Origin of the sequence: Agrilactobacillus fermenti (assembly GCF_047943045.1) — a bacterium.
Taxonomy (GTDB): Bacteria; Bacillota; Bacilli; order Lactobacillales; family Lactobacillaceae; genus Agrilactobacillus; species Agrilactobacillus fermenti.
Window position 1 is genome coordinate 2,059,329 of the sequence record NZ_CP181347.1, and the last position, 22,065, is coordinate 2,081,393.

The 22,065-nt window shown below is 42.8% G+C and carries 15 protein-coding genes and 2 rRNA genes; 6 read left to right on the forward strand and 11 right to left on the reverse strand.

Going from position 1 to position 22,065, the window contains the following annotated elements; genetic code table 11:
- Positions 1-96 precede the first annotated feature (96 nt).
- The 4 genes from ACNAN0_RS10360 to ACNAN0_RS10375 form a co-directional block, all read right to left on the reverse strand.
- The gene (locus ACNAN0_RS10360) at positions 97-3,492 is read right to left on the reverse strand and encodes a hypothetical protein (protein ID WP_416353230.1); all 3,396 of its coding nucleotides are present in this window, start codon (positions 3,490-3,492) and stop codon (positions 97-99) included.
- Positions 3,493-3,831: 339 nt separating this feature from the next.
- Positions 3,832-4,200 (reverse strand): DUF1634 domain-containing protein, encoded by a 369-nt coding sequence (locus tag ACNAN0_RS10365; protein ID WP_230914049.1) that lies wholly within the window; start codon positions 4,198-4,200, stop codon positions 3,832-3,834.
- Complete coding sequence (locus ACNAN0_RS10370) at positions 4,197-5,045, reverse strand: sulfite exporter TauE/SafE family protein (protein WP_416353231.1); 849 nt, start codon at positions 5,043-5,045, stop codon at positions 4,197-4,199. Before ACNAN0_RS10370 ends, ACNAN0_RS10365 begins: the two co-directional genes overlap by 4 nt.
- Before the next feature lie 21 nt (positions 5,046-5,066).
- A complete protein-coding gene (locus ACNAN0_RS10375; RefSeq protein ID WP_230914051.1) occupies positions 5,067-5,654 on the reverse strand; it encodes a hypothetical protein in 588 nt (195 codons plus the stop codon).
- 122 nt (positions 5,655-5,776) lie between these two features.
- Between ACNAN0_RS10375 and ACNAN0_RS10380 the strand changes: the two genes are divergently transcribed.
- Genes ACNAN0_RS10380 through ACNAN0_RS10390 form a run of 3 tightly spaced genes read left to right on the forward strand, consistent with a single transcriptional unit; the run spans position 5,777 to position 9,826 of the window.
- Complete coding sequence (locus tag ACNAN0_RS10380) at positions 5,777-8,152, forward strand: ATP-dependent DNA helicase (RefSeq protein WP_416353232.1); 2,376 nt, start codon at positions 5,777-5,779, stop codon at positions 8,150-8,152.
- Positions 8,153-8,193: 41 nt separating this feature from the next.
- Positions 8,194-8,913, forward strand: coding sequence for a hypothetical protein (locus ACNAN0_RS10385; protein WP_230914053.1), 720 nt, complete (start codon positions 8,194-8,196; stop codon positions 8,911-8,913).
- Complete coding sequence (locus tag ACNAN0_RS10390) at positions 8,903-9,826, forward strand: sce7725 family protein (protein WP_416353233.1); 924 nt, start codon at positions 8,903-8,905, stop codon at positions 9,824-9,826. Before ACNAN0_RS10385 ends, ACNAN0_RS10390 begins: the two co-directional genes overlap by 11 nt.
- A 12-nt stretch (positions 9,827-9,838) precedes the next feature.
- Here the strand turns inward: ACNAN0_RS10390 and ACNAN0_RS10395 are convergent, their stop codons facing one another.
- The 3 genes from ACNAN0_RS10395 to deoD form a co-directional block, all read right to left on the reverse strand.
- A complete protein-coding gene (locus ACNAN0_RS10395; RefSeq protein ID WP_416353234.1) occupies positions 9,839-10,816 on the reverse strand; it encodes an aldo/keto reductase in 978 nt (325 codons plus the stop codon).
- Between the two features lie 148 nt (positions 10,817-10,964).
- Positions 10,965-12,071 carry a C40 family peptidase gene (locus ACNAN0_RS10400; protein WP_416353235.1) on the reverse strand — a complete coding sequence of 369 codons (1,107 nt, stop codon included), beginning with the start codon at positions 12,069-12,071 and terminating at the stop codon, positions 10,965-10,967.
- Positions 12,072-12,246: 175 nt separating this feature from the next.
- Positions 12,247-12,951: a purine-nucleoside phosphorylase gene (deoD, locus tag ACNAN0_RS10405; RefSeq protein ID WP_416353236.1), complete on the reverse strand. Its 705-nt coding sequence runs from the start codon at positions 12,949-12,951 to the stop codon at positions 12,247-12,249.
- Between the two features lie 350 nt (positions 12,952-13,301).
- Here deoD and ACNAN0_RS10410 point away from each other — a divergent pair, with 350 nt between their 5' ends.
- Genes ACNAN0_RS10410 through ACNAN0_RS10420 form a run of 3 tightly spaced genes read left to right on the forward strand, consistent with a single transcriptional unit; the run spans position 13,302 to position 17,200 of the window.
- On the forward strand, positions 13,302-14,963 hold the full coding sequence (locus ACNAN0_RS10410) for an acetolactate synthase large subunit (protein WP_416353237.1): 1,662 nt from the start codon (positions 13,302-13,304) through the stop codon (positions 14,961-14,963).
- 16 nt (positions 14,964-14,979) lie between these two features.
- The gene (locus ACNAN0_RS10415) at positions 14,980-16,332 is read left to right on the forward strand and encodes a PTS transporter subunit EIIC (RefSeq protein WP_416353238.1); all 1,353 of its coding nucleotides are present in this window, start codon (positions 14,980-14,982) and stop codon (positions 16,330-16,332) included.
- Positions 16,325-17,200, forward strand: coding sequence for an alpha/beta hydrolase (locus ACNAN0_RS10420; RefSeq protein ID WP_230914059.1), 876 nt, complete (start codon positions 16,325-16,327; stop codon positions 17,198-17,200). Before ACNAN0_RS10415 ends, ACNAN0_RS10420 begins: the two co-directional genes overlap by 8 nt.
- 230 nt (positions 17,201-17,430) lie before the next feature.
- Here the strand turns inward: ACNAN0_RS10420 and ACNAN0_RS10425 are convergent, their stop codons facing one another.
- The 4 genes from ACNAN0_RS10425 to ACNAN0_RS10440 form a co-directional block, all read right to left on the reverse strand.
- The gene (locus ACNAN0_RS10425; protein ID WP_407929199.1) at positions 17,431-17,886 is read right to left on the reverse strand and encodes a threonine/serine exporter family protein; all 456 of its coding nucleotides are present in this window, start codon (positions 17,884-17,886) and stop codon (positions 17,431-17,433) included.
- 13 nt (positions 17,887-17,899) lie between these two features.
- Positions 17,900-18,676, reverse strand: coding sequence for a threonine/serine exporter family protein (locus ACNAN0_RS10430; protein WP_416354192.1), 777 nt, complete (start codon positions 18,674-18,676; stop codon positions 17,900-17,902).
- Between the two features lie 170 nt (positions 18,677-18,846).
- Positions 18,847-18,963 (reverse strand): 5S ribosomal RNA (gene rrf, locus ACNAN0_RS10435).
- Positions 18,964-19,040: 77 nt separating this feature from the next.
- Positions 19,041-21,958, reverse strand: a 23S ribosomal RNA gene (locus ACNAN0_RS10440).
- Positions 21,959-22,065 lie beyond the last annotated feature (107 nt).

Genomic DNA, 22,065 nt, shown 5'->3' on the forward strand with positions numbered 1-22,065 from the left:
TGCTATTATTTCATAAAAATAATGCTAAAAAAATATAGCGTCATCAAAGCACCTTTTAAAAAAGTGTTCTGATGACGCTATTAGTTTCTCTATGAATCAATCAATACTGTTCGTCAAGGTCCAAGTCATATCACCCTTATAAACATTTTGATGTAGTTCCGCAAAAGGTTTGCTTTCTGGTTTCAATACAAAGCCAGACTTAAACTTCGTATTATTGGCCACATCATCTGAATTACCTCGATCAGAAGTAATCCAGTCGTCATCCAAATGGTAAATAGTTTTTGTCGTATCGCCATCTTGTTCAGTGGTCTTTGGCGGCATCGGTCTTCTGGAATCGGTCGTATCTTCAACCACAGCTGGTGTATCCTGCGATAGCATCGTACTTGTCTTGGGATCGCTATAATAGTACAGCGCATTGGCTACTGGGAAGTCCTCATACACATTATCTTTCATCAAGTTATTACTTTTTACAGTCAATTTCCAACTATCATCTACGCCAGGAAAAGTTGTCACCGTTAAATGACCAGCCACTTTTCTCGGTAAGAAAGTCGGTTTCTGTCCAGTTCTTGGTAACGCACGCTTCCCAAAGTTAATGCCAGTTGGGACCTCGGACAATGTTAAAGTGATTGGTGTGTAATGGTAATAAACTGTGTGGTCATGACTAATATTTGGAATTTGAATCGTATCGTAGGCACCATAGTGTTTTGTTGCCTTAGGATCATCCAATGTGACATAGTCCAAATGATATTCCACACCCAATTCTTGACGTTGTTGTGAGTCTAGTACACCTTCCATTCGACTATCAAAAACAGGAAAGTTGACCGTTGATGATGCGGAAGTATCCGCGAAAAATGGCTTGACCGTAACCTCTTGACCAGTATCTGGATATTTGATTGGTTGATTGTTACTTGTTTGGACATATTTCCGGTTGATATTATAGCCGTTCCCAACCTTGACATTATAAGTCAGCACGCCTGGCTGCTGATGATCCGGTGTGCCCGTGGTACTGTCCACCCCGAAATTATCAGTCGCTTTAATATCAACTTTGTAAGTGCCCGAATCCTTGAATTTGAGCATCAACCGCCAATTAGGTGTCCCATTAATATCAAAGTTCTTATCCCCAATTGGTCCGGGGCCATTAGTATTGCCATTAGATACAGTTGGTGTCGTAATAGCGTCCGTATTGTCCAGGGGCGCAAATTGTTGCCACTTGCCATCATCAATGCGGTAATACATCTTCGCATTCCAGGCGTCTTTAGAATAAATGATACCTGACAACAATTGACTGGTATTTACCCCGGTTGTCACATTGCGCGTGGTATCTGAAGTCCCCGACCAAGAAATCGTACTGGGTTTGACCCATTGTGTTACCGCAATATAGTTCGTATTAATCGGTCCTAGGTTGATCGGCGATCCTGGTTTGGTGCCATCAGATGAATTAGAAGTCCCATTATAAAAGACTTTTAGTGTGCGGTTAAAGTGGGTATTCATAAATTGCTTGAAATCATTAGGTCCAACATAAGCGCCAGTATCTGGATCTTCGGTAGTCAACGGATCCATTTTTGTGGTGCTGGCATTGGTGATGACTTTTTTATTGAAATAGTCCAGTACGCGGAAGAAACGTTTCTGATCATACTTAGAGAAGAAGCCATCTTTGTCATAATAAGTTGTAATACTGCGCCGTCTAAAGTTCGGCCCGTCTAAGACATAATGATAACCAAAATTGGGGTCCGTAGGGTCTTGAACTTCTTGGAATTCTCCTGTCTTGTACTGATTGTTGCTATCTAATTGATTCTTCACATTATAACTGGCATTATCATGATCAGCCGAATTCGTATATTGATCTAAGACATTGCCGGTATAAGCTGTGTGATTATTATCAATCGGTGCAAAGTACGTACTCCAAGTCTTCAACGAATTGGTTTCAACATTGTTACCTTTAATCTCATTTCGATTAATAGCCGCGTTCAACCAACCCTTATCGCCCATCATTGGTGCTAGACGGAAAATCTCGTCTTTTTTCTTAGCTAATAGGGCATTACTCATATATGCGGTATAGTTCTCCTCCCAAATGTTAGAAGGATTTGGTGGCAGTGAACCCTTGGTAATAACCTTGTTAGGACTATCATCAGCACCAGCATAGAGATCCTTATTTTTAGTACGACTATAACCTAATTGATCTAACTCGTTTGAGGAATAGTTACCACCATAACGACCCATGTCGAAAGTCAGCCAACCCGCGGCTCGGCCCGATAAATTCCCTAATGAGGCTGAAGCCAGCCCAATCAATAGATGAATGAAGACATTGTTTGCCGCCTGAATCGGCACATTGACTACTGGACCACCCACTGGTGATTCCACACCGACATTATTGAACACGGTTTGTGCCGTTGGAACACCACCCAAAGCCACATAAAAGGCAGTTGGGTCTTCTTTAGTAACCTGAGTATATTTAGGAAACCAAGTCAGTGGAAAATGAACCAAGCCACCATATTTACTAATGAAGTTATCTACCAAAGGAATGTGTAGCCCTAGAACATTGATATTAAACTGACTAGAACCACCGGTTTGATTCCAATCAATTGTCTTAACAAAAGAATTAGCATCAACACCAGCGGGAACTTGGATACGGACATAAGCCCCGTAGTTCCCAGCTAAAAAATTAGCCTGCGGCACCAAAAATCTTAGAGAGGAAATATTGGCATTAATTGGTAAAGTCCCGGACATTTGCATTTTACCGTTTAAATAAGGTTCATTTTTTGAGTTTGAAATATAGCCAACATCAAACTTGCCCTTATCAGCGATAGAACCATTAATTGTTAGGTACATAAAAGATAGTACCTGAAAATCATTATTATTCTGCCATGGATAATTAGGTGTCGTAAATTCAACTTGGGCTAGGCCATCCGTATAGTCCTTGTCACCATCTTTTTTAGAACGTCCGGTCAAATACAGATGACCATGTCCATCATCTTGTAGCTCATCTGGTCCAGCACTCGTATCTGGCTTCCACTCTTGAGCATAAACATACTTGGACAATATCCCGTTCGTTGTCTGGTCATTGGCCGCATAAGAAGCATTCAAGTTAGTCTGTGCTTGTTTGGCTTGCATCGCTAAATAAGAAGAATTCAATTTCTGCGTTAAAGCCATTCGTTGCGCATTATCGCCAAACGAAGTATAACTGTTCGGTTTGATCATCTCTTCGAATTCTTTTTTTAAGGCAGCTTGTTGGTCCTTGCTGAGACTTTCAACACCTGGTGTCGTATCAACGACATGATCGACATAAGCTTTAGCTTTGACCGGATCATTTAGCTCCGGCTGAGCATATGGCTTTTGGAGTGTGGTACTGGTGGTATCCGTATCGGCAGCTCGAGCCCGCTTGCTATTTGTTGCACCAGACAGCAAAAACAAATAACTACCAATTATAAAAAAAATAACCAATACCAATTTATTTATTACTTTCAAACTATGCTTACTCTGGTTGTGTACCATTACGCTAATACCTTCCCCCGTAATATGGTTACTTTACGTAAGCCATGTTAACACACATACCAATTTTTTTCATTTATTTTGATTAATATATTTATTTAATAGGAACAAATTAACACTTGTATTTATTTTTTAATGACTTGGTAATTATATTTTGCATAAAAAAATAAGCAAGTATCGACGAAGAACAAAATTCGTCGATGCCTACTTATTTGCGAATAACTTAATTTTAGATGTATACCAAAAGTAACGTGCGTTCCTAATAACAACTCATTAAAATAGAAAATTCGATATTATCATAGTTCTTGTCAGTGCTCATTTGTTGTGTTTCTTTACCTTGCGCTATTTGCCAAAATAACCGATGATCATTGAGATTATCAAAATAATCAGCACGATAATTGTAATAATAACGTATAAATGATCTGATTCTTTATAAAAAGCATAAATTGAAACGACGACACGTAATACTGGCGTTAAAATCAATAAAAAAATCCCCAGCATAATGATGGCAAAGGGCTTCAAAGCCAAGATTCCTTGAAAAATGATGTGTGGTGCAGTTGGAAACATATTATTAGCGTAGCCACTGCTTCCCGTAATCAGATAAAGCATTAGACCAATAATAATAACTGTCGCTGATATAAATACACCGATTCGCAAGATTTGGCCAATGATGATTTCCACATCGTGCATTTCTTTAGCTTTTGACTTCATCCAAAGCTCACCCCAAATCCACGTAAGACCATTTGAATCCCCATATACAGAATAATCGGAATAAAGATGATCCGAATGACTTTAGCGCGTAAATGCTGCATCAATCTTGACCCAATCGTTGCTCCTGTCAAAATACCTAAAGCAAGCGGTGCTGCAATCTCGGGTCGAATCGAACCATTGAAAAAGTAAACTGTGGCACTTGCGGCAGCCGTGACCCCCATCATTAAGTTACTGGTAGCACTAGAGGGTTTCAAGGGCATCTTCATGATCGTATCCATGGCAATTACCTTAAAGGCGCCTGACCCGATGCCTAATAACCCACTGGCTAGTCCGGCACCAAACATCATCGTAAAGCCACCTGGTACATTTTTGACGTGATAACTGACTTCTCGCTGGACCACTTTATCATAATACTGGCCGTCTAAATTTAATTTTTTAGCCCATTTATCATCTTCTGCATTGACTGTTCCATCAGATTTACTGCGTAATTTACGAATCATATTGTATCCAGAAAAAACCAGCAATGCCCCAAACAAGACGAATAAAAAGCTTGTCGGCGCGATGCCCGTCAAAAGTGCCCCCACGATTCCCCCCACAGAGGTTGCAATTTCCAAAAACATGGCCACACGTAAATTTAGCATTTCATCTTTTAAATAAGCAATCGTTGCCCCTGAACTGGTAGCAATCACCGCAATGATACTAGCACCAATCGCATATTTGATATTTAACCCCAATGCTAATGTCAAAAACGGTGTTAAAATAATCCCCCCACCAAGACCTAAAATTGCACCCAAAATGCCAGCTACTAAACCAGCAGCTAATAAAATTAAAACTTGATTTAACATTATCCTGCTCCCTATACTGTTCTATTTCGTTTGTCTGGTTTTTGTCCGTCTAGCTGTTGTTGCTTTTTTTGTTGTTTTACGTGTCGCTGCTTTTTTGGCTGTCGTTTTTTTAGCAGTTGTTTTAGCTTTGGATGCTGATTTTGATTTGGGTAATTCGGGATGATCGACTAAATACTGCCATGTTTCTTGAACTTTAGCCATGATCGCAGCCGTCATTCCCGCTTCATCAGCCATCAATTCGTCCGCTGGCCCCATTTCATCAATATGAAAATGAGAAGCATTGAGATTTTCAGCTTGCGTGATCAAATAAATTTTGACAGGTACGGTACTTTCCAAATCTAAAAATTGAAAAACTTTATTACTATTTTCGAATGGTAAATTAATGACACCCGTTTCCAATCGATAAGAAACTTGGGTTTTACCGGTGATATCTAATGAAACTTGCGCCAAATGACCAGTGGCAACAGCTTCCGATAAGGCTGCTATTATCGGGGACATTAATTTTTGCAGGCTTGAGCGGTTGACCTGGGTTGTCGTTTTAGTTTCTTGATGCCGTTGAAATTGACTGTCTTGAACTTTGTCAACAAAGTCTTGAACTTTAATATCCATAAAAAAATTACTCCCTAATATTATTGAAACAAACTTATCATAACGTATCTAAACAAGACTGTCTATGTAAGTCCTTAGCGCTAACTTGTGATAGTATAACATGAGAGAAAGGAACTGAGCACATGGCAAAACGGCGCATCGGTGTCCGCACGATTGTAGAATTTGAAGAAAAGCATGGCAGTATTGACCAGCGTGCCAGTAGCTCCGACCACACGGCTTTGGAAGGCACCCGCATTCATAAAAAACTGCAACGTCAGGCACCTAAAAATTATCAAAAAGAAGTTACTCTCAAATTGCCTTTGACTTTGAGCACAGGTGAGGAAATTATCGTGGACGGCCGTATGGATGGTTTGATCTATGATGAGCTAAATGACCAATACACCATCGATGAAATCAAAACTTCAGAAACTGAATTTGAGCAGCTTGAGCAAAATACACTAGATCTGTTCTGGGCTCAGTTGAAATTTTACGGTTATATTTTCACCAAAAATAAAAAAATACCTCAGATCACCTTGCAGTTAACCTATTATCAAACGCTATCCCAAGAAATTTCCCGGACGCAGCAAACGTTCACAGCTGAGGCATTGGCGGCTTATGCCGAACCAATCTTAGACGACTATCAAGGCTGGCTGGTATTTGAGTCCAAGTGGCACCAAAACCGGCAGCAAGCTGCTGCAAAATTAAAATTTCCCTTCGCCAAATTTCGCAACAAACAACGTGATCTTTCAGCAAGTGTCTATAAAACGATTCTCAGTGAGCAGCGTTTATTCGTCGAAGCGCCCACCGGTACTGGCAAAACCATGGCAACATTATTTCCTACGGTCAAGGCCATTGGTGCTAACGCCGTAGATCGTATCTTTTATTTAACGGCCAAGCAAAGTACACGGCTCGTGGCCGAAAAGAGTTTGACCCAATTACGTGCAGCCGGGGCTCAACTTAAATCGATTACGCTGACCGCCAAAGATAAAATTTGTTTTATGGATGAACGGATTTGTACACCTGAACATTGTCCCTTTGCTGATGGTTATTTTGACCGCCGGAAAGATGGTATTTGGGATCTTTTGAACCATGAAGATAATTTAGACCGGGGAACGATTGAGCAATATGCGCGCAAGCACACGCTCTGCCCTTTTGAACTTTCTTTAGACACCAGTTTGTTTGCCGATGTGATCATTTGTGATTACAATTATTTATTTGATCCAATGGTTTTCTTACAACGTTTTTTTGCGGATAAAGCTGAAGGTGCCGTTTTTTTGGTTGACGAGGCCCATAATTTAGTTGACCGTTCTCGTAACATGTATTCTACACAAATAAACGATCAAGGTTTGACTGAATTGATCCGTTTGTTTGATGCCTTGCCTAGAGTTACTGGACCGACCAAATATTTACTGAATAGTTGTCATCGTTTGCTGGATGAATTTACCTTGTTAAGCACTGACCTAGAACACGCCAATCAAACCGAAATGATCAAGGACGCTGCACCTTTACAGCTCCTGGATCGGATTGCTAACTTCATTGAACGGGCCCACGATTGGTTAAAGACCCAAGATGACACACCCTTGAGTCAAGCTGTCCTCAATTACTATTTGACGGCTCTAACTTTCAGTCGTATTGCTGACTTTTATGATGCTAGTTATCGAACGGAGATCCGTAGCATTAATGACACGCAGTTGGCTGTAAAATTGCTCTGTTTGGATCCTCAAGCTCATTTGGATACCGCTCTGGCAAAAGGGAAAGCCAGTATTCTGTTCTCAGCAACCCTTTCACCTACCACCTATTATCGCGAGGTGTTAGGTAGTCCGAACGCTTTAGCCTACCGTTTACCCAGTCCCTTTCCGCCAAAAAATCAGCGCATTATTATTTCTAGTTATATTCAAACGACCTATCGTACGCGTGATCGAAATATCCCTAAAATCGCCGCTAGTATTCATGCCCTAGCTCAAGGTAAAAAGGGCAACTATTTAGTTTTTTGCCCTTCTTACCATTTATTGGAACAAATCCGCGCAGATTTCGAAGCTCAAGCACCAGACATCGCTACTATCGCCCAAACCAGTGCCATGTCTGAATCCGAACGTCAGGACTTCTTGACACAATTCACGGCTGAGCCTCAGCAAACTTTAGTTGGTTTTGCCGTGTTAGGTGGGATCTTTTCAGAGGGTATCGATCTCACTGGGGATCGTTTGATTGGGGTTGCCGTCGTATCTGTGGGTCTACCTGGCCTTTCGTTAGAAAATAACACGTTAAAAGATTACTTTGACATCAAAAACGGGCGTGGCTTTGCCTATGCTTATCAATTGCCAGGTATGAACAATGTTCGCCAAGCTGCTGGTCGCCTCATTCGGCAGTTAAAAGATCGTGGCATCGTTTTATTATTAGATCAACGTTTTTTAACACCTAATTATCAACAATATTTTCCGGCTCATTGGCAGCAACAATTGACAGTCGCCCATAATCCCCAGGAATTGGCCCACATAATTACAGACTTTTGGCGTGATTAAACTGAAATAGCTGCGAACTCAAAATTGGAGGTATATCCTTTTTGAAAACGATCGAAACTTTAGATATCGAACAAACACTTTATGCCTATTGTCGCGAACAAGGCCAATTAGTCGTCGAAGAAGTCAGCCTACCTGATGACCAAGGCATCGTGGACACTTTAAGTCGTGATACCCAAGGCCGTTACACTTGCTTTGAATTGAAAGTTACCAAAGCTGATTTTCATTCTAAAGCTAAGCTTTCCTTTATAGGTGACTACAACTATTTTGTATTACCGCGCCACTTAATTGCCCAAGTAGCCGCAGAAGTCCCTAGTACGGTTGGCATTTTAGTGTTCGATTATTTTGATGCTCAACTGCGGCAACTGCGACATTTACCAAACCCTGGTATTTTAACCGTCTATCGCAAGGCACCGCAACAACCTTTGAAACTTAAAGCAGCCCAAATAGAGCTACGTTTTATACATTCTTTAAATCGCGAAGTAGATAAGGCCAAACGGCTCACAAGTGGTTTACGCGGCTACCATAGTCAACAATTGGTACAGGAACTAAAACGACGTGCTGGCAATCATCTTTCAGATACACTAACAGATAATTTTTATACCACGCTGATGGCCGATTATGAAACAACGGCATTGGCGCAAGCGCAAGCAGAAATTGCAGCGTTAAAGGCCGAGTTAACCCAAACTCAGCTGCAACTTTGGCAGTTGAGCCAACACCAGCCAAAATTACCGTTGAATCAGGAGTTTACCGATGCCTTATAATTACTATCCTTTGATTCGTGGCCGTCAATTTGATTTACTAGCTTTACAACATATTTTATTGTCTACAAAGCACATTATCCCCATCATTGAACCAGTCAAAGCTATCCCAACGTTAAAAAAGACACTGCGGCTGCTTCTCCCCAAAAAGCAAGTGGGGTGGATCGAGAATCCCTTAGTGGGCCAATATGGGTTACAACCTTCGGCACAGCAGCAACTACCAACAACAAAACTACGACAACAACCCAATCTGAAATCGGTCTATTACTTTGATCAGCGCAATTGTGACTCTACCAACGTCAACACTAACCAGACCTACGTTATTTGCCAAAATTACACCTATCTAAATGCGCACCAACAGCAATTATCCCAATGGTCGCCGCAAGCTGTGATTATTCCCGATGAAGCGCGCTTTCGCCAATTACTGCAGCATACCCAACTGCCCCAAATCAGTTTGTCAGACCCATTCCATTACGAAGCAGATCTGGGCGAATACCTCGATCAGCCAGATGAACATTTCACCTGGGCCCCTTATTTAGGTCGGCTTCGGCCTTACCAAATTGGCTTTAGCGATTATGCGATCAGTGGCGCTTATTATTCTGATGTGGGTGCACCAAAAACGCGGCAAGCCATTCATCTGACTTACCGCGGTCCTGCTGGTGATATTCGTATGCATCATTTTGTTTCATTCGATGATGGCCAGTTATTTGGCCAAAAAGAAAAGTTTCTTGATTTATTGACTCAATTACGGCATTTCGTTGCGGCACATCGGTCAGAGATTCAACTAACTGCGCCTTTACAGCAATTACTTTACCATTTTGAGATTACTAAAAATCCTGGCTTTGGTACGGTCAAGCGTTTGTTATTAGCGCATCATTTACGCGTTATTGATCAAACTTTAGATCAAATCAACTAGCCGTTTAGACGCTTACCACAAGTATTCAACTGGATTTTTGACATATTGATCATAAACATCAGCCACGATTTTCATTTGTTCAGCAGTCAACGGTGGTAATTCGGAAGCCATCGTGTTGCGTTCGATTTGTTCAGGTTTACTTGCACCCGGAATGACAGCAGAAACTGCATCATACATTAAAATATACCTCAAAGCCATTGCAGCTAAATTATCCGTTTTTAGCTGTTTTTTTAATACTTGGGCAGCTTTCACACCAGTAAGATAATCGACACCTGAAAAGGTCTCACCACGGTCAAACAGCTGACCTTGACGATTGCTTGCACGATGATCAGCTGGATCAAAATGTGTCTGCGCATCAAATTTACCCGTCAATAAGCCACTAGCTAACGGTACCCGGGCTAGAATGCCGACATTATGCTGCTGAGCCAATTGGAAAAATAGCTGTGCTGGGCGTAACCGAAACATATTAAAAATAATCTCAACAACACTCGTCCCATAATCTAGTGCCTTGATGCCTTCTTCCACACGTTCGACACTGACCCCATAATTACGAATCTTACCAGCTTTTTTCAGTTCATCCAATGCCCAAAAAGTTTCCGGCTGATAATAAACAGACATTGGTGGACAATGTAATAGCACAATATCTAAAGCATCAACGCCCATATTTTTTAAGGATTCATCCACATAACGCCGCACGTGTTCCGAATCAAAGTGTTCAACCGTTAAAGGCTGTTCCTTACGGCCAATCTTAGTTGTGAAGTGAACATCAGGATGTTGTTTTACGAACGCACCAACTGCCTGCTCACTACGGCCATCTTGATAACCATCAGCCGTGTCGAAAAAATTGACACCGCGATCATAGGCTTCAGCCAAAGTTGCCGTTGCATCTTGGGCATCAAACGGTGCCCCCCATTTGCCACCGAGCTGCCAAGTCCCTAATGAGACGTCACTAATTTTATAATTTGTCTTACCTAATTGACGATAGTTCATTGATTAACGACCTTTCTAAATATGAGATGTGTCCCAAAATCAAGCCACAAAAAAAGAGCCTGAACATCAAAAATTTTCATTTGCTGCCCCAGACCCTTAAAACCGTCTAACTATACTTAATTACAATTGAATCGCTCATGAAAAGTGATTACAAAACTCGAACTGCAAAACTTGGCATGAAGTATTGCGAAATAGAAGCAATCGTGACATTTTCACCTGGCACCGGCGCATTCACATATTGATTATTGCCAATATACAAAGCAACATGATACGTCGAACCACGGTCACCCCAGAACAATAAGTCCCCTGGTTGTGCTTGACTGACAGCAATTTGCGTACCAGCGCTTTCCTGTGGTACGGTCCAACTACCTATCTGCATCCCTAAGGCATTGGCAAAAACATACTGCATCAAACCAGAACAATCAAAGCTGCTTGGCCCTTTACCGCCCCAAACGTAAGGTTTGCCAATCTGCTGTTCGGCTAAAGCAATAACTTTTTGTGCTTTAGTTTGATCTGTATTTGTAGCTGTGCTATTTGTGGCTGTCGTATTGGTTGCAGTATTTGTGACTGCTGTATTGGTACCAGACACGGCATCACTAGGTGCAGAAAGAGGCGTGCCAACTTCAGCCGTGTGCTTGGCATTTTGATCACTCTCGCCGCCAGAAGCCGAAACATAACGTGCTGGCACCCAACCGTTTGCCACATGATACCATGTTTCACCGCCGACATCTTGTGTTTGATCATAGCTGATTGTCTGCCCGCTGCTCAAATACTTACCCGTCGCATGACTGAAGCCAGCCTGAGACCATAGTGTTGTCCCACCGTCTTTATATGTAACGGTTAACTGTCCTGCAGTAGCTGCTTGGGTTTGATTGGTACTAGCAGCAGTTGTATTGGTTGTCGTTGATTGCGGATTTGTATTCGTTGAAGCTGTGGCTGCTGGCTGTGCTTGCTTATTATCAAAACTTAGATAAATGCCCGGAATCCAAGCATTGTCACCAACTTTATACCAGGTCGTATTTCCGATTTGTTTGGAATCATAAATCTGCACGGTTTGTTTATAAGTCACATAGCTTTTTGGTTGTTGAAAATTTGGTGAAGCCCAGACAGTGGTAGAACCTTCACGATAAGAAACGGTAGCTGATTGTGTCGCTGCCTGAACTTTTTGCTGACCTTGATTGGCATTCATCAAAGCAATGCCAGCCAAACCAGCAACACCTGCCGAAACTGTTAAAAAAGCTTTTCGATGCGTCATATCCAATCCTCCAAATCCCAATATAATTATCGTTCGTTCTAAATGTTAATTTTTTATTAACATCTTAATATTACATTTACCATTTTAACATACTCTTAACTATTGTGATTCAATTTTTGCAAAACAATCCTTACCAAAAGTGACTTATTCCTGTTTTTTTAAAAAACTAAGCCCGTTATTTAATAATCGTTTCCAGTGCTACCGTGATCATCTCACCAAAAGTTTCTTGCCGTTCTTGCGCCGTCGTTTCGCCGCCATTAAAAATGTGATTGCTGATCGTAAAAATCCCCAAAGCTTGGGCCTGATATTGAGCCGCTAATAGATATAAAATCGGTGTCTCCATCTCAGCAGCCAACACGCCATAAGCCGCTAACTGCTTAAAGTTGATTTGGGCATCGTAAAACCGATCTTGCCCGATAACATTGCCTACATAAGCCGCATGCTCAATATTTTGTGCTGCTTGATAGGCTTGACGCAATAAATCAAAATCAGCCGTTGGCGCAAAAGAAATACTCGGACCAAAAATATTATGTATCACACTGGAATCTGTACTGGCTGCTTGAGCCAACACAATATCTCGCAGTTTTAATTGCGGTGCCAAACCACCAGCAGTGCCAACACGAATTAATTTTTTAACCTGATATTCTGCTAATAACTCGTGAACATAAATACCGATCGATGGTATCCCCATCCCAGTTGCTTGCACGGATACAGGTACCCCTTGATATTTGCCGGTGTAACCATACATATTTCGAATGTCATTATAGCGCTTGGCATCCATCAAAAAATTTTCGGCAATAAACTTAGCGCGTAGCGGATCCCCTGGTAATAACACTCTGTCAGCAATTTCACCTTTTTTTGCAGCAATGTGTGTACTCATCTTTTCCCTCCAACCTTACTTCTCAATGAACCTTAACGGACACAATTAAATTTTAGCAAAAAAGCCAGCTAAAATTTTCAAGTTTGTGGAATCTTTAATAAATCATATCAAAATAAGTTCCAGCTAACCATTTTTTAGACTCGTTTAAACTCTAAGCTGCTTATAAACCGCTCTCATTTAGTTCTACCAAGATAAACGCTTTTAGCAAAACTCCTTTTGGGTTAAACTATCCTTAATCATTTATGATAAAGTGTGTTAGTTGTCACCAATAATGTGTTATCAGGCTAAGTCTGAATTCTGTCTGCACCTACGCACATAAATAATTTAAGGTTGAAGGAAGTCCCGTCATTATGGAAAAAAGAACCGTTGCCCAACTAATGGTCGAATCGCTAAAAAACGAAGGCGTTAAATATGTTTTCGGCATTCCTGGCGAAGAAAATATTAATTTTGTAGATGCCATTGATCAAGCTTCTGATATTGAATTTATCTTAGCCCGCCATGAACAAGGTGCTGCTTTCATGGCTAGTGTTTACGGCCGCTTAATGAACCAAGCTGGCGTTTGTGTGGCTACGCTAGGCCCTGGTGCGCTAAATTTAGTCCTAGGTGTCGCCGATGCCCAAACCAATTCTACACCATTGGTTGCCATTTCAGCCCAAGGCGGGTTGAATCGGATTCATAAAGAATCACATCAAGTGATCGATCTTGTTTCCATGTTTCGCCCCGTCACCCAGTGGTCCCAAATGATTCTTGAACCCGGTGCTGTACCAGAAATGATGCGCAAAGCTTTTTCACTGGCTGAACGTGACCGCCCAGGTGCCACCTATTTAGCCTTACCACAAGATGTTGAACAAATGCCTGCCCCTGAAACTTTACAGCCCTTGCCAATCCCCCCAGCTTCGATCACTGAACCTACTAAGACAGATATAGAAGCAGCCGTCGATTTGATCAAAAGTGCCAAGCATCCAATTATTTTAGCTGGCCATGGTGTAGTTTTAAAAAATGCTGAAGCAGAGTTACAGGCGTTTAGTCGGCAATTCAACATTCCTGTTGCCACTACTTTTATGGCTAAAGGTGCGATCAGCGATCGTGAAGCTAATGCACTTGGTGTCGTTGGTTTCATGCGCCATGATTACGAAAACTTTGCCTTTGATCAAGCTGATCTGATCATTGCCGTTGGATTTTCCATTCAACAATTTGATCCGGCTAAGATCAATCCTAATGGCGATAAAAAAATCTTACATATCAATATGTTCCGGGAAGATCCTGACAGCCATTACAATGTCAGTTTAAATATCGTCGCTAATATTGCCAAGAGTTTGGCACGCTTAAATACGGGTTTGCAGGCAGAAAACGTCCATTTTCCCAAACTAAAATTACCCATCAAAAAAATGCGCCATCATGAATTAACCGATCACGTGACCGATGACAGTTTCCCGCTCAAACCGCAAAAAATCGTAACTGATACGCGTGCTGCACTTGCTGATGATGACATTGTTTTGGTAGATACTGGTGCTGTTAAAATGTGGATGGCTCGTTTATTTGAAACCTACGCTACCAACACCTGCTTGATCGATAATGGCCTTTCAACAATGGGTTGGGCCTTACCCGGTGCCATTGGTGCTAAATTAGCGGCCCCAAACAAGCGCGTGCTTGCGGTCATGGGTGATGGCAGTTTCTTGATGAACGTCCAAGAAATTGAAACTGCCGTTCGTGAAGACTTGCATCTTGTCATTCTAGTTTGGGCGGATCAATCCTATGGCCTGATCAAATGGAAAATGGACCTATCCTTAAAGCATCATTCCCAAGTCGATTTTACTAATCCTGATATTGTTACGTTAGCCCGCAGTTTTGGCGCGATCGGCTATAACATTCAACGTGCCCAAGATCTTGCCCCGACATTGACAAAAGCATTAGCCGCAACCAAAGGGGTTCATATTATTTCAGTGCCCGTTGATTATTCTGAAAATATGAAACTGATCAATCGTTTAGGCAGTGTAACCATCAAACTATAGTGAGGGGGTCTTAAAGTTGCACGCCTTACTCATTCGTCTCACGCGCACTAGCTTTAAATTAAATAAGTGGATTCGCAAGTTTCGTATTTATGCCGCCATTCGGCAAACATTTTCGATTTTATTTCCTTTCGTGGTCATTGGGTCCTTTTTTCGGGCTTTAAATTTAGCTGTCTTTCGGCCGGATGGCTTTTTTGCGACAGTTTGGCACATTGAGGATTGGCTGCCTTATTATACCCAAATTGCGAAACCAATTGCTGCTATCACAACGCTGACGATTAATGTCATTGCATTGCTAGCCGTTTTTTTGGTAGCAAAATATCTAGCCCATGCTCTGAAAGATGATGATCATATCGTCGGCATTTGTGGTCTTTTGACTTTACTGATTCTTAATTTTAACTTTAATGCGCTTTCTCACAGTCTTGACCATCAAAATGGCAGCGACACATTACCCTTTAATAACTTTGGGTTTAGAGATTTATTTTTTAGTTTGCTTATTGGGATTCTCGTCGCTTATTTTTATCATGTCCTAGCCGCTTTTTCCAAACGGCATTTACCCCACAAAAACATCGATCAAAGTTTTACGACTCGTGGTATTCATGCCATTTTTCCTGTCAGTGTGCTTTTGATCACGTTTGTACTACTTAGTTTTGGCATTAGTTTCACACCCCAACATAATTTAAGCACCCTTTTTTATGGTCTCTTAGAAATCCCTTTAAGCACACGAAATCACGTAACTTTATTTCTTTTTTTCATTACCTTGATCAATACGCTATTGGGCTTTTTAGGCATTAGTGGACCGTTGAATTTTATGACCCAAAATATCGCTAATCCAGCAGGGGCAGCCAACTTAAGCCACGCTTTGAGTACTAAGAATCTATTTACAGTGCCCAATCCAGTAACGTTACACACCCTATACGATACTTACGGCAACTTTGGTGGCAGCGGCATGACCCTTGGACTGATCCTAGTCATCTTATTTTTGATCAAAAATCATGGTCTGCGCCAAGTTGCGGCCTTTAGCTTCCTACCTAGTTTGGTGAATATTAATGATCCAATTATGCTGGGTATCCCGATTATTTTTAACCCGTTATTATTGATTCCATATACAATTTCACCCTTAGTCAGCATGGCAATTGCTTGGTTATTTATCAATGTCCATTGGATGCCCCCAGCCGTTTATGCCGTTCCTGGAACCACGCCTGGTATCTTATTAGGCTTTCTTGGCACGAATGGGAATTACATGGCTTTACTTGTCAGCATACTAGGTTTATTCACTTCGGCAATGATCTATTATCCTTTTATCCGCATCATCGCTCAGATCAACACACATGAAAGCTTTGCAAAATCAAAGGTGACAACTCATGCATAGAAAATTTCCACAAAATTACCGCTGGATCATCGGCGCTCTATTGTTGATTGCTTTATTTTTAGGTTTAGCAATTCCGGGCTATCATTGGATGCAGCAAAATGTCAAATACGCACGGGTCATTCACAATTCTCGAGTTTCGCCAATTATTTTTATCCCCGGCAGCAGTGCAACCCAAGATCGCTTCGATGATTTGATCAATCAGCTCAATGCCAATAATCGGAATCATAGTCTTGTCAAAATTACGGTGCACACCAATGGTAAGCTGCAAGTAACTGGTAAAGTCAGCCCGCGGGATAATCAACCATTTTTTGTGGTCGGATTTGAAAATAATAAAGATGGCTATAGTAATATCAAAAAACAAGCGGCTTGGTTTGATCAAGCCATGGATTATCTAGTGGATCGCTATCATTTTAATAATTTTTCCGGTATCGGTCACTCTAACGGTGGTTTGATCTACACCTTATATCTAGAGAAATATTTTGATAGTGATGATTTATCTATGCGCACATTGATGACCATTGGAACCCCTTACAATTTTAGTGAAAAAAATCCCGCGAATCGTACACAAATGCTCAGTGATTTTATAACTGATAAAAAGAAGATTCCAACAGATCTAACGGTTTATTCTATTGCCGGCACAGAAGACTACAATGATGATGGCATTGTCCCTTTTCAAAGCGTAGAGGCTGGCAAGTTCATCTATCAAGATCAAGCAAAACATTATACTGAAATTACCGTAACTGGATCGAACTCTCAGCATTCTGATCTGCCAACGAATCAACAAATTGTTCGTTTGATTGAACAATATGTCTTAGATGATAATGGTAACAACCGTAATGGCACCCCAAATGCGAGAAATCGAAATTAACAATTAAAAAATTAACGTAAAAAAATAAGCTAAAAGCGGCGTTCAACCCGTTTTTAGCTTATTTGTCGCAGTACAGCATTTGCTGTAGTGTAAGTCCGCTCCACAACGTGCTTACACAAACACTACTCAAAAATCCGTTAAGCGCCAATTGACACGTGTCCTGCATAAAGTCCAATCTCTCGGACAACAACTCATCGCAACTTCTAACTTAACATATTTATACTTATTTATCAAGTATGTACCCGTTTCCGGAATTTTTGCAATAATTCACCCAACATCTGCGCAATCATAAACCCCACCGAGATCGCCCCGATAACCATTAGAACGGTTAGTAAATATGAAAATGCTGTTGTCAAACGTCCCAAAACAAAGTAGCGGATGGCTTGAAAAGCTGTTGCTCCAGGGACTAGCGGAACCAACGCTGGGATATTAAACAATAGGGTTGGGGTTTGCTTCAGCGGAGCTACAACGACACTTAAAAAGCCAATCAGAAAAGCACCGACAAGATTGGCTAACAGCTTGCCTGACCCCCACTGCCATAACACCCAATAACTCAACCAGCCGGCCACACCAATCCAAGCACAAGTATTTAAAACCCGGCGCTGAATATTCAGCATAATCCCAAAAGTGATCGTAGCAATATAGCTGAAACTGATCTGTACTAGTAATTGTAAATAAAGATTCATCTGCACTGCCATCCTATGTCAAAAAATGAAAAACTAATGCAATGCCACTGCCAATCGCACCCGCACTCAGAGTAGCTTCTACCCCCCGCGTAATGCCCGACATCAAATGACCTGCTAATAAATCCCGCAAAGCATTTGTTAATGGTACCCCTGGCACTAGCGGCATGACAGCCCCAATTACAATATTGTTGACACTATGACCTAAATTAAAGCGAACGGCCAAAATTGTGAAAATCCCAATTGCCAATGAAGCTGTGAATTGACTAATAAATTGAATCTGAATTAAATTGTCGATGTAATCATTGATAAAAAAGCCTAACATACCAATAACAAAGGCAATCGGTAAATCATACCAATCATAATGTCCTGAAAATAAAATCATTAAAGTGGCACTAACAAGACCCGCACTTAATAATTGCCACCAAAAAGGAAATGTTGGTGCATTTTTATCAATTTGAATCAAACGGGTAATTAATTCTGTTAGATCAATTCGATGATGTGCAAAATCACGTGATGCCGAATTGACACGTGCAATTTTCTCCAAATCTATCTTGCGATTATTTATTTGAATGAGCTGCGTATTCGGTGCATCAAAAGTCCCAATAGTTATCACTGTAGTGGTCGTAAATATCTGTGCTTCTTTAACCCCACCATTATTCGCAATCCGACGCATTGTATCTTCCACACGATACATCTCTGAACCATTCTCAACCATAATTTTACCAGCTAGCAGACAAGCTTCAAAGACAAGGTTGATATTTGCCTGACCATTCAAATCACTAAGTTCAATTTTTTGCGGATCTAAATGTTTTTCTTCAGCCAATTTAGTGCTCCTATCAGTTACGAACATTATTTTGTTCGTATACAGTTGCTAAACATCTTATAGCCTAAGCTTATTACTCATTATAGCCGAAAATAGACAAAAAAATACGCAAACCATTATGGTTTCCGTATAACCTAGCGCGGCGACTTCCTAACCTCGCAGGCGGTTGCCCGCCAACTACTTTCGGCGTTAAGAAGCTTAACTTCTGTGTTCGGCATGGGAACAGGTGTTGCCTTCTTGCTATCGCCACCGCACTTCTCCTGAGCACTTCGTGCCCTCAAAACCACATATCATGTCTTCTTTACCCTTGAATCTTCTGCTTGCCGTTCTTTTGGTCAAGTCCTCGACCGATTAGTATCAGTCCGCTCCATACTTCGCAGCACTTCCACGCCTGACCTATCTACCTGATCATCTCTCAGGGGTCTTACTTCATTAACTGAATGGGAAATCTCATCTCGAGGGGGGCTTCACACTTAGATGCTTTCAGCGTTTATCCCGTCCATACATAGCTACCCAGCTCTGCGCCTGGCGGCACAACTGGTACACCAGCGGTATGTCCACCCCGGTCCTCTCGTACTAAGGGCAGCGCCTCTCAAATTTCCTACGCCCGCGACGGATAGGGACCGAACTGTCTCACGACGTTCTGAACCCAGCTCGCGTACCGCTTTAATGGGCGAACAGCCCAACCCTTGGGACCGACTACAGCCCCAGGATGCGATGAGCCGACATCGAGGTGCCAAACCTCCCCGTCGATGTGGACTCTTGGGGAGATAAGCCTGTTATCCCCAGGGTAGCTTTTATCCGTTGAGCGATGGCCCTTCCATACGGAACCACCGGATCACTAAGCCCGACTTTCGTCCCTGCTCGACCTGTCTGTCTCGCAGTCAAGCTCCCTTCTACCTTTACACTCTGCGAATGATTTCCAACCATTCTGAGGGAACCTTCGGCGCCTCCGTTACCTTTTCAGGAGGCGACCGCCCAGTCAAACTGCCCACCTGACACTGTCTCCCGCCACGCTTAGTGGCGCGGGTTAGAGTGTTCATACAGCAAGGGTAGTATCCCACCAATGCCTCCTTCGAAACTAGCGTTCCGAGCTCTACGGCTCCTACCTATCCTGTACATGCTGTACCAACACGCAATATCAAGCTACAGTAAAGCTCCATGGGGTCTTCCGTCCTGTCGCGGGTAACCCGCATCTTCACGGGTAGTATAATTTCACCGAGTCTCTCGTTGAGACAGTGCCCAAATCATTACGCCTTTCGTGCGGGTCGGAACTTACCCGACAAGGAATTTCGCTACCTTAGGACCGTTATAGTTACGGCCGCCGTTTACTGGGGCTTCAATTCTCAGCTTCGCTTACGCTAACTGATCCTCTTAACCTTCCAGCACCGGGCAGGCGTCAGCCCCTATACGTCATCTTTCGATTTAGCAGAGACCTGTGTTTTTGATAAACAGTTGTTTGGGCCTTTTCACTGCGGCTGACCTTGCGGTCAGCACCCCTTCTCCCGAAGTTACGGGGTCATTTTGCCGAGTTCCTTAACGAGAGTTCTCTCGCACACCTGAGGATACTCTCCTCGACTACCTGTGTCGGTTTGCGGTACGGGTGGTCTGCTTCTGGCTAGAAGCTTTTCTTGGCAGTGTGACCTCAGGAACTTCGCTACTTAAATTTCGCTCCCCATCACAACTTGTCGTTAGCACTAAGCATTTGACTCAGTCCCCGACTTGTTGCTTGGACATGCACATCCAGCGGCATGCTTTCCTTAGCCTCCTGCGTCCCTCCATCACTCATAACGGAACAGACCAGTGCAGGAATCTCCACCTGCTTGTCATCGATTACGCCTTTCGGCCTCATCTTAGTTCCCGACTAACCCTGGGCGGACGAGCCTTCCCCAGGAAACCTTAGTCATACGGTGGACAGGATTCTCACCTGTCTTTCGCTACTCATACCGGCATTCTCACTTCTAAGCGCTCCACCAGTCCTCACGATCTGGCTTCTCCGCCCTTAGAACGCTCTCCTACCACGGACACCATCGGTGTCCATCCACAGTTTCGGTACTATGCTTAGCCCCGGTACATTTTCGGCGCAGGACCACTCGACTAGTGAGCTATTACGCACTCTTTGAATGGTGGCTGCTTCTGAGCCAACATTCCTAGTTGTCTGCGCAGTTCCACATCCTTTTCCACTTAGCATAGATTTTGGGACCTTAACTGGTGATCTGGGCTGTTCCCCTTTCGACTACGGATCTTATCACTCGCAGTCTGACTCCTGATGATAGATCAGCGGCATTCGGAGTTTATCTGAATTCAGTAACCCAAGACGGGCCCCTAGTCCAAACAGTGCTCTACCTCCGTGATCCTTACATCAAGGCTAGCCCTAAAGCTATTTCGGAGAGAACCAGCTATCTCCAAGTTCGTTTGGAATTTCACCGCTACCCACACCTCATCCCCGCACTTTTCAACGTACGTGGGTTCGGTCCTCCAGTGCGTTTTACCGCACCTTCAACCTGGACATGGGTAGGTCACTTGGTTTCGGGTCTACCTCTACTTACTCTTGCGCCCTATTCAGACTCGCTTTCGCTGCGGCTCCATCTTTTCTGATTTAACCACGCAAGCAAAGGTAACTCGCCGGTTCATTCTACAAAAGGCACGCCATCACGCGTTAACGCGCTCTGACTACTTGTAGGCACACGGTTTCAGGAACTATTTCACTCCCCTTCCGGGGTGCTTTTCACCTTTCCCTCAGCGGTACTGGTTCACTATCGGTCACTAGGGAGTATTTAGCCTTGGGAGATGGTCCTCCCGGATTCCGACCAGATTTCACGTGTCTGGCCGTACTCAGGATCCTGAACGAAGGCAGCGGCCTTTGGCCTAAGGGGCTCTCACCCGCTCTGGCTGACCTTCCCAGGTCATTCGGCTAAGCCGCCGCTTGGTAACTCCAATGTTCAGTCCTACAACCCCAGGATGCAAGCATCCTGGTTTGGGCTCTTCCCTTTCGCTCGCCGCTACTCAGGGAATCGAGTTTTCTTTCTCTTCCTGCAACTACTGAGATGTTTCAGTTCATCGCGTCTGCCTGCCGCCAGCTATGAATTCACTGACGGCCAACTATCGATCAGGATAGCCAGGTTCCCCCATTCGGAAATCTCCGGATCAAAGCTTACTTACAGCTCCCCGAAGCATATCGGTGTTAGTCCCGTCCTTCATCGGCTCCTAGTGCCAAGGCATTCACCGTGCGCCCTTGTTAACTTGACCTAGCACGTCGTGCTGGTCGTTCGGCAATTTAATACACAGTTGATTCTCGGTTATTAGAACATTTCATGATATGTGGTTTTCAAGGAACGAAGTGTTTGAGAGTAGAC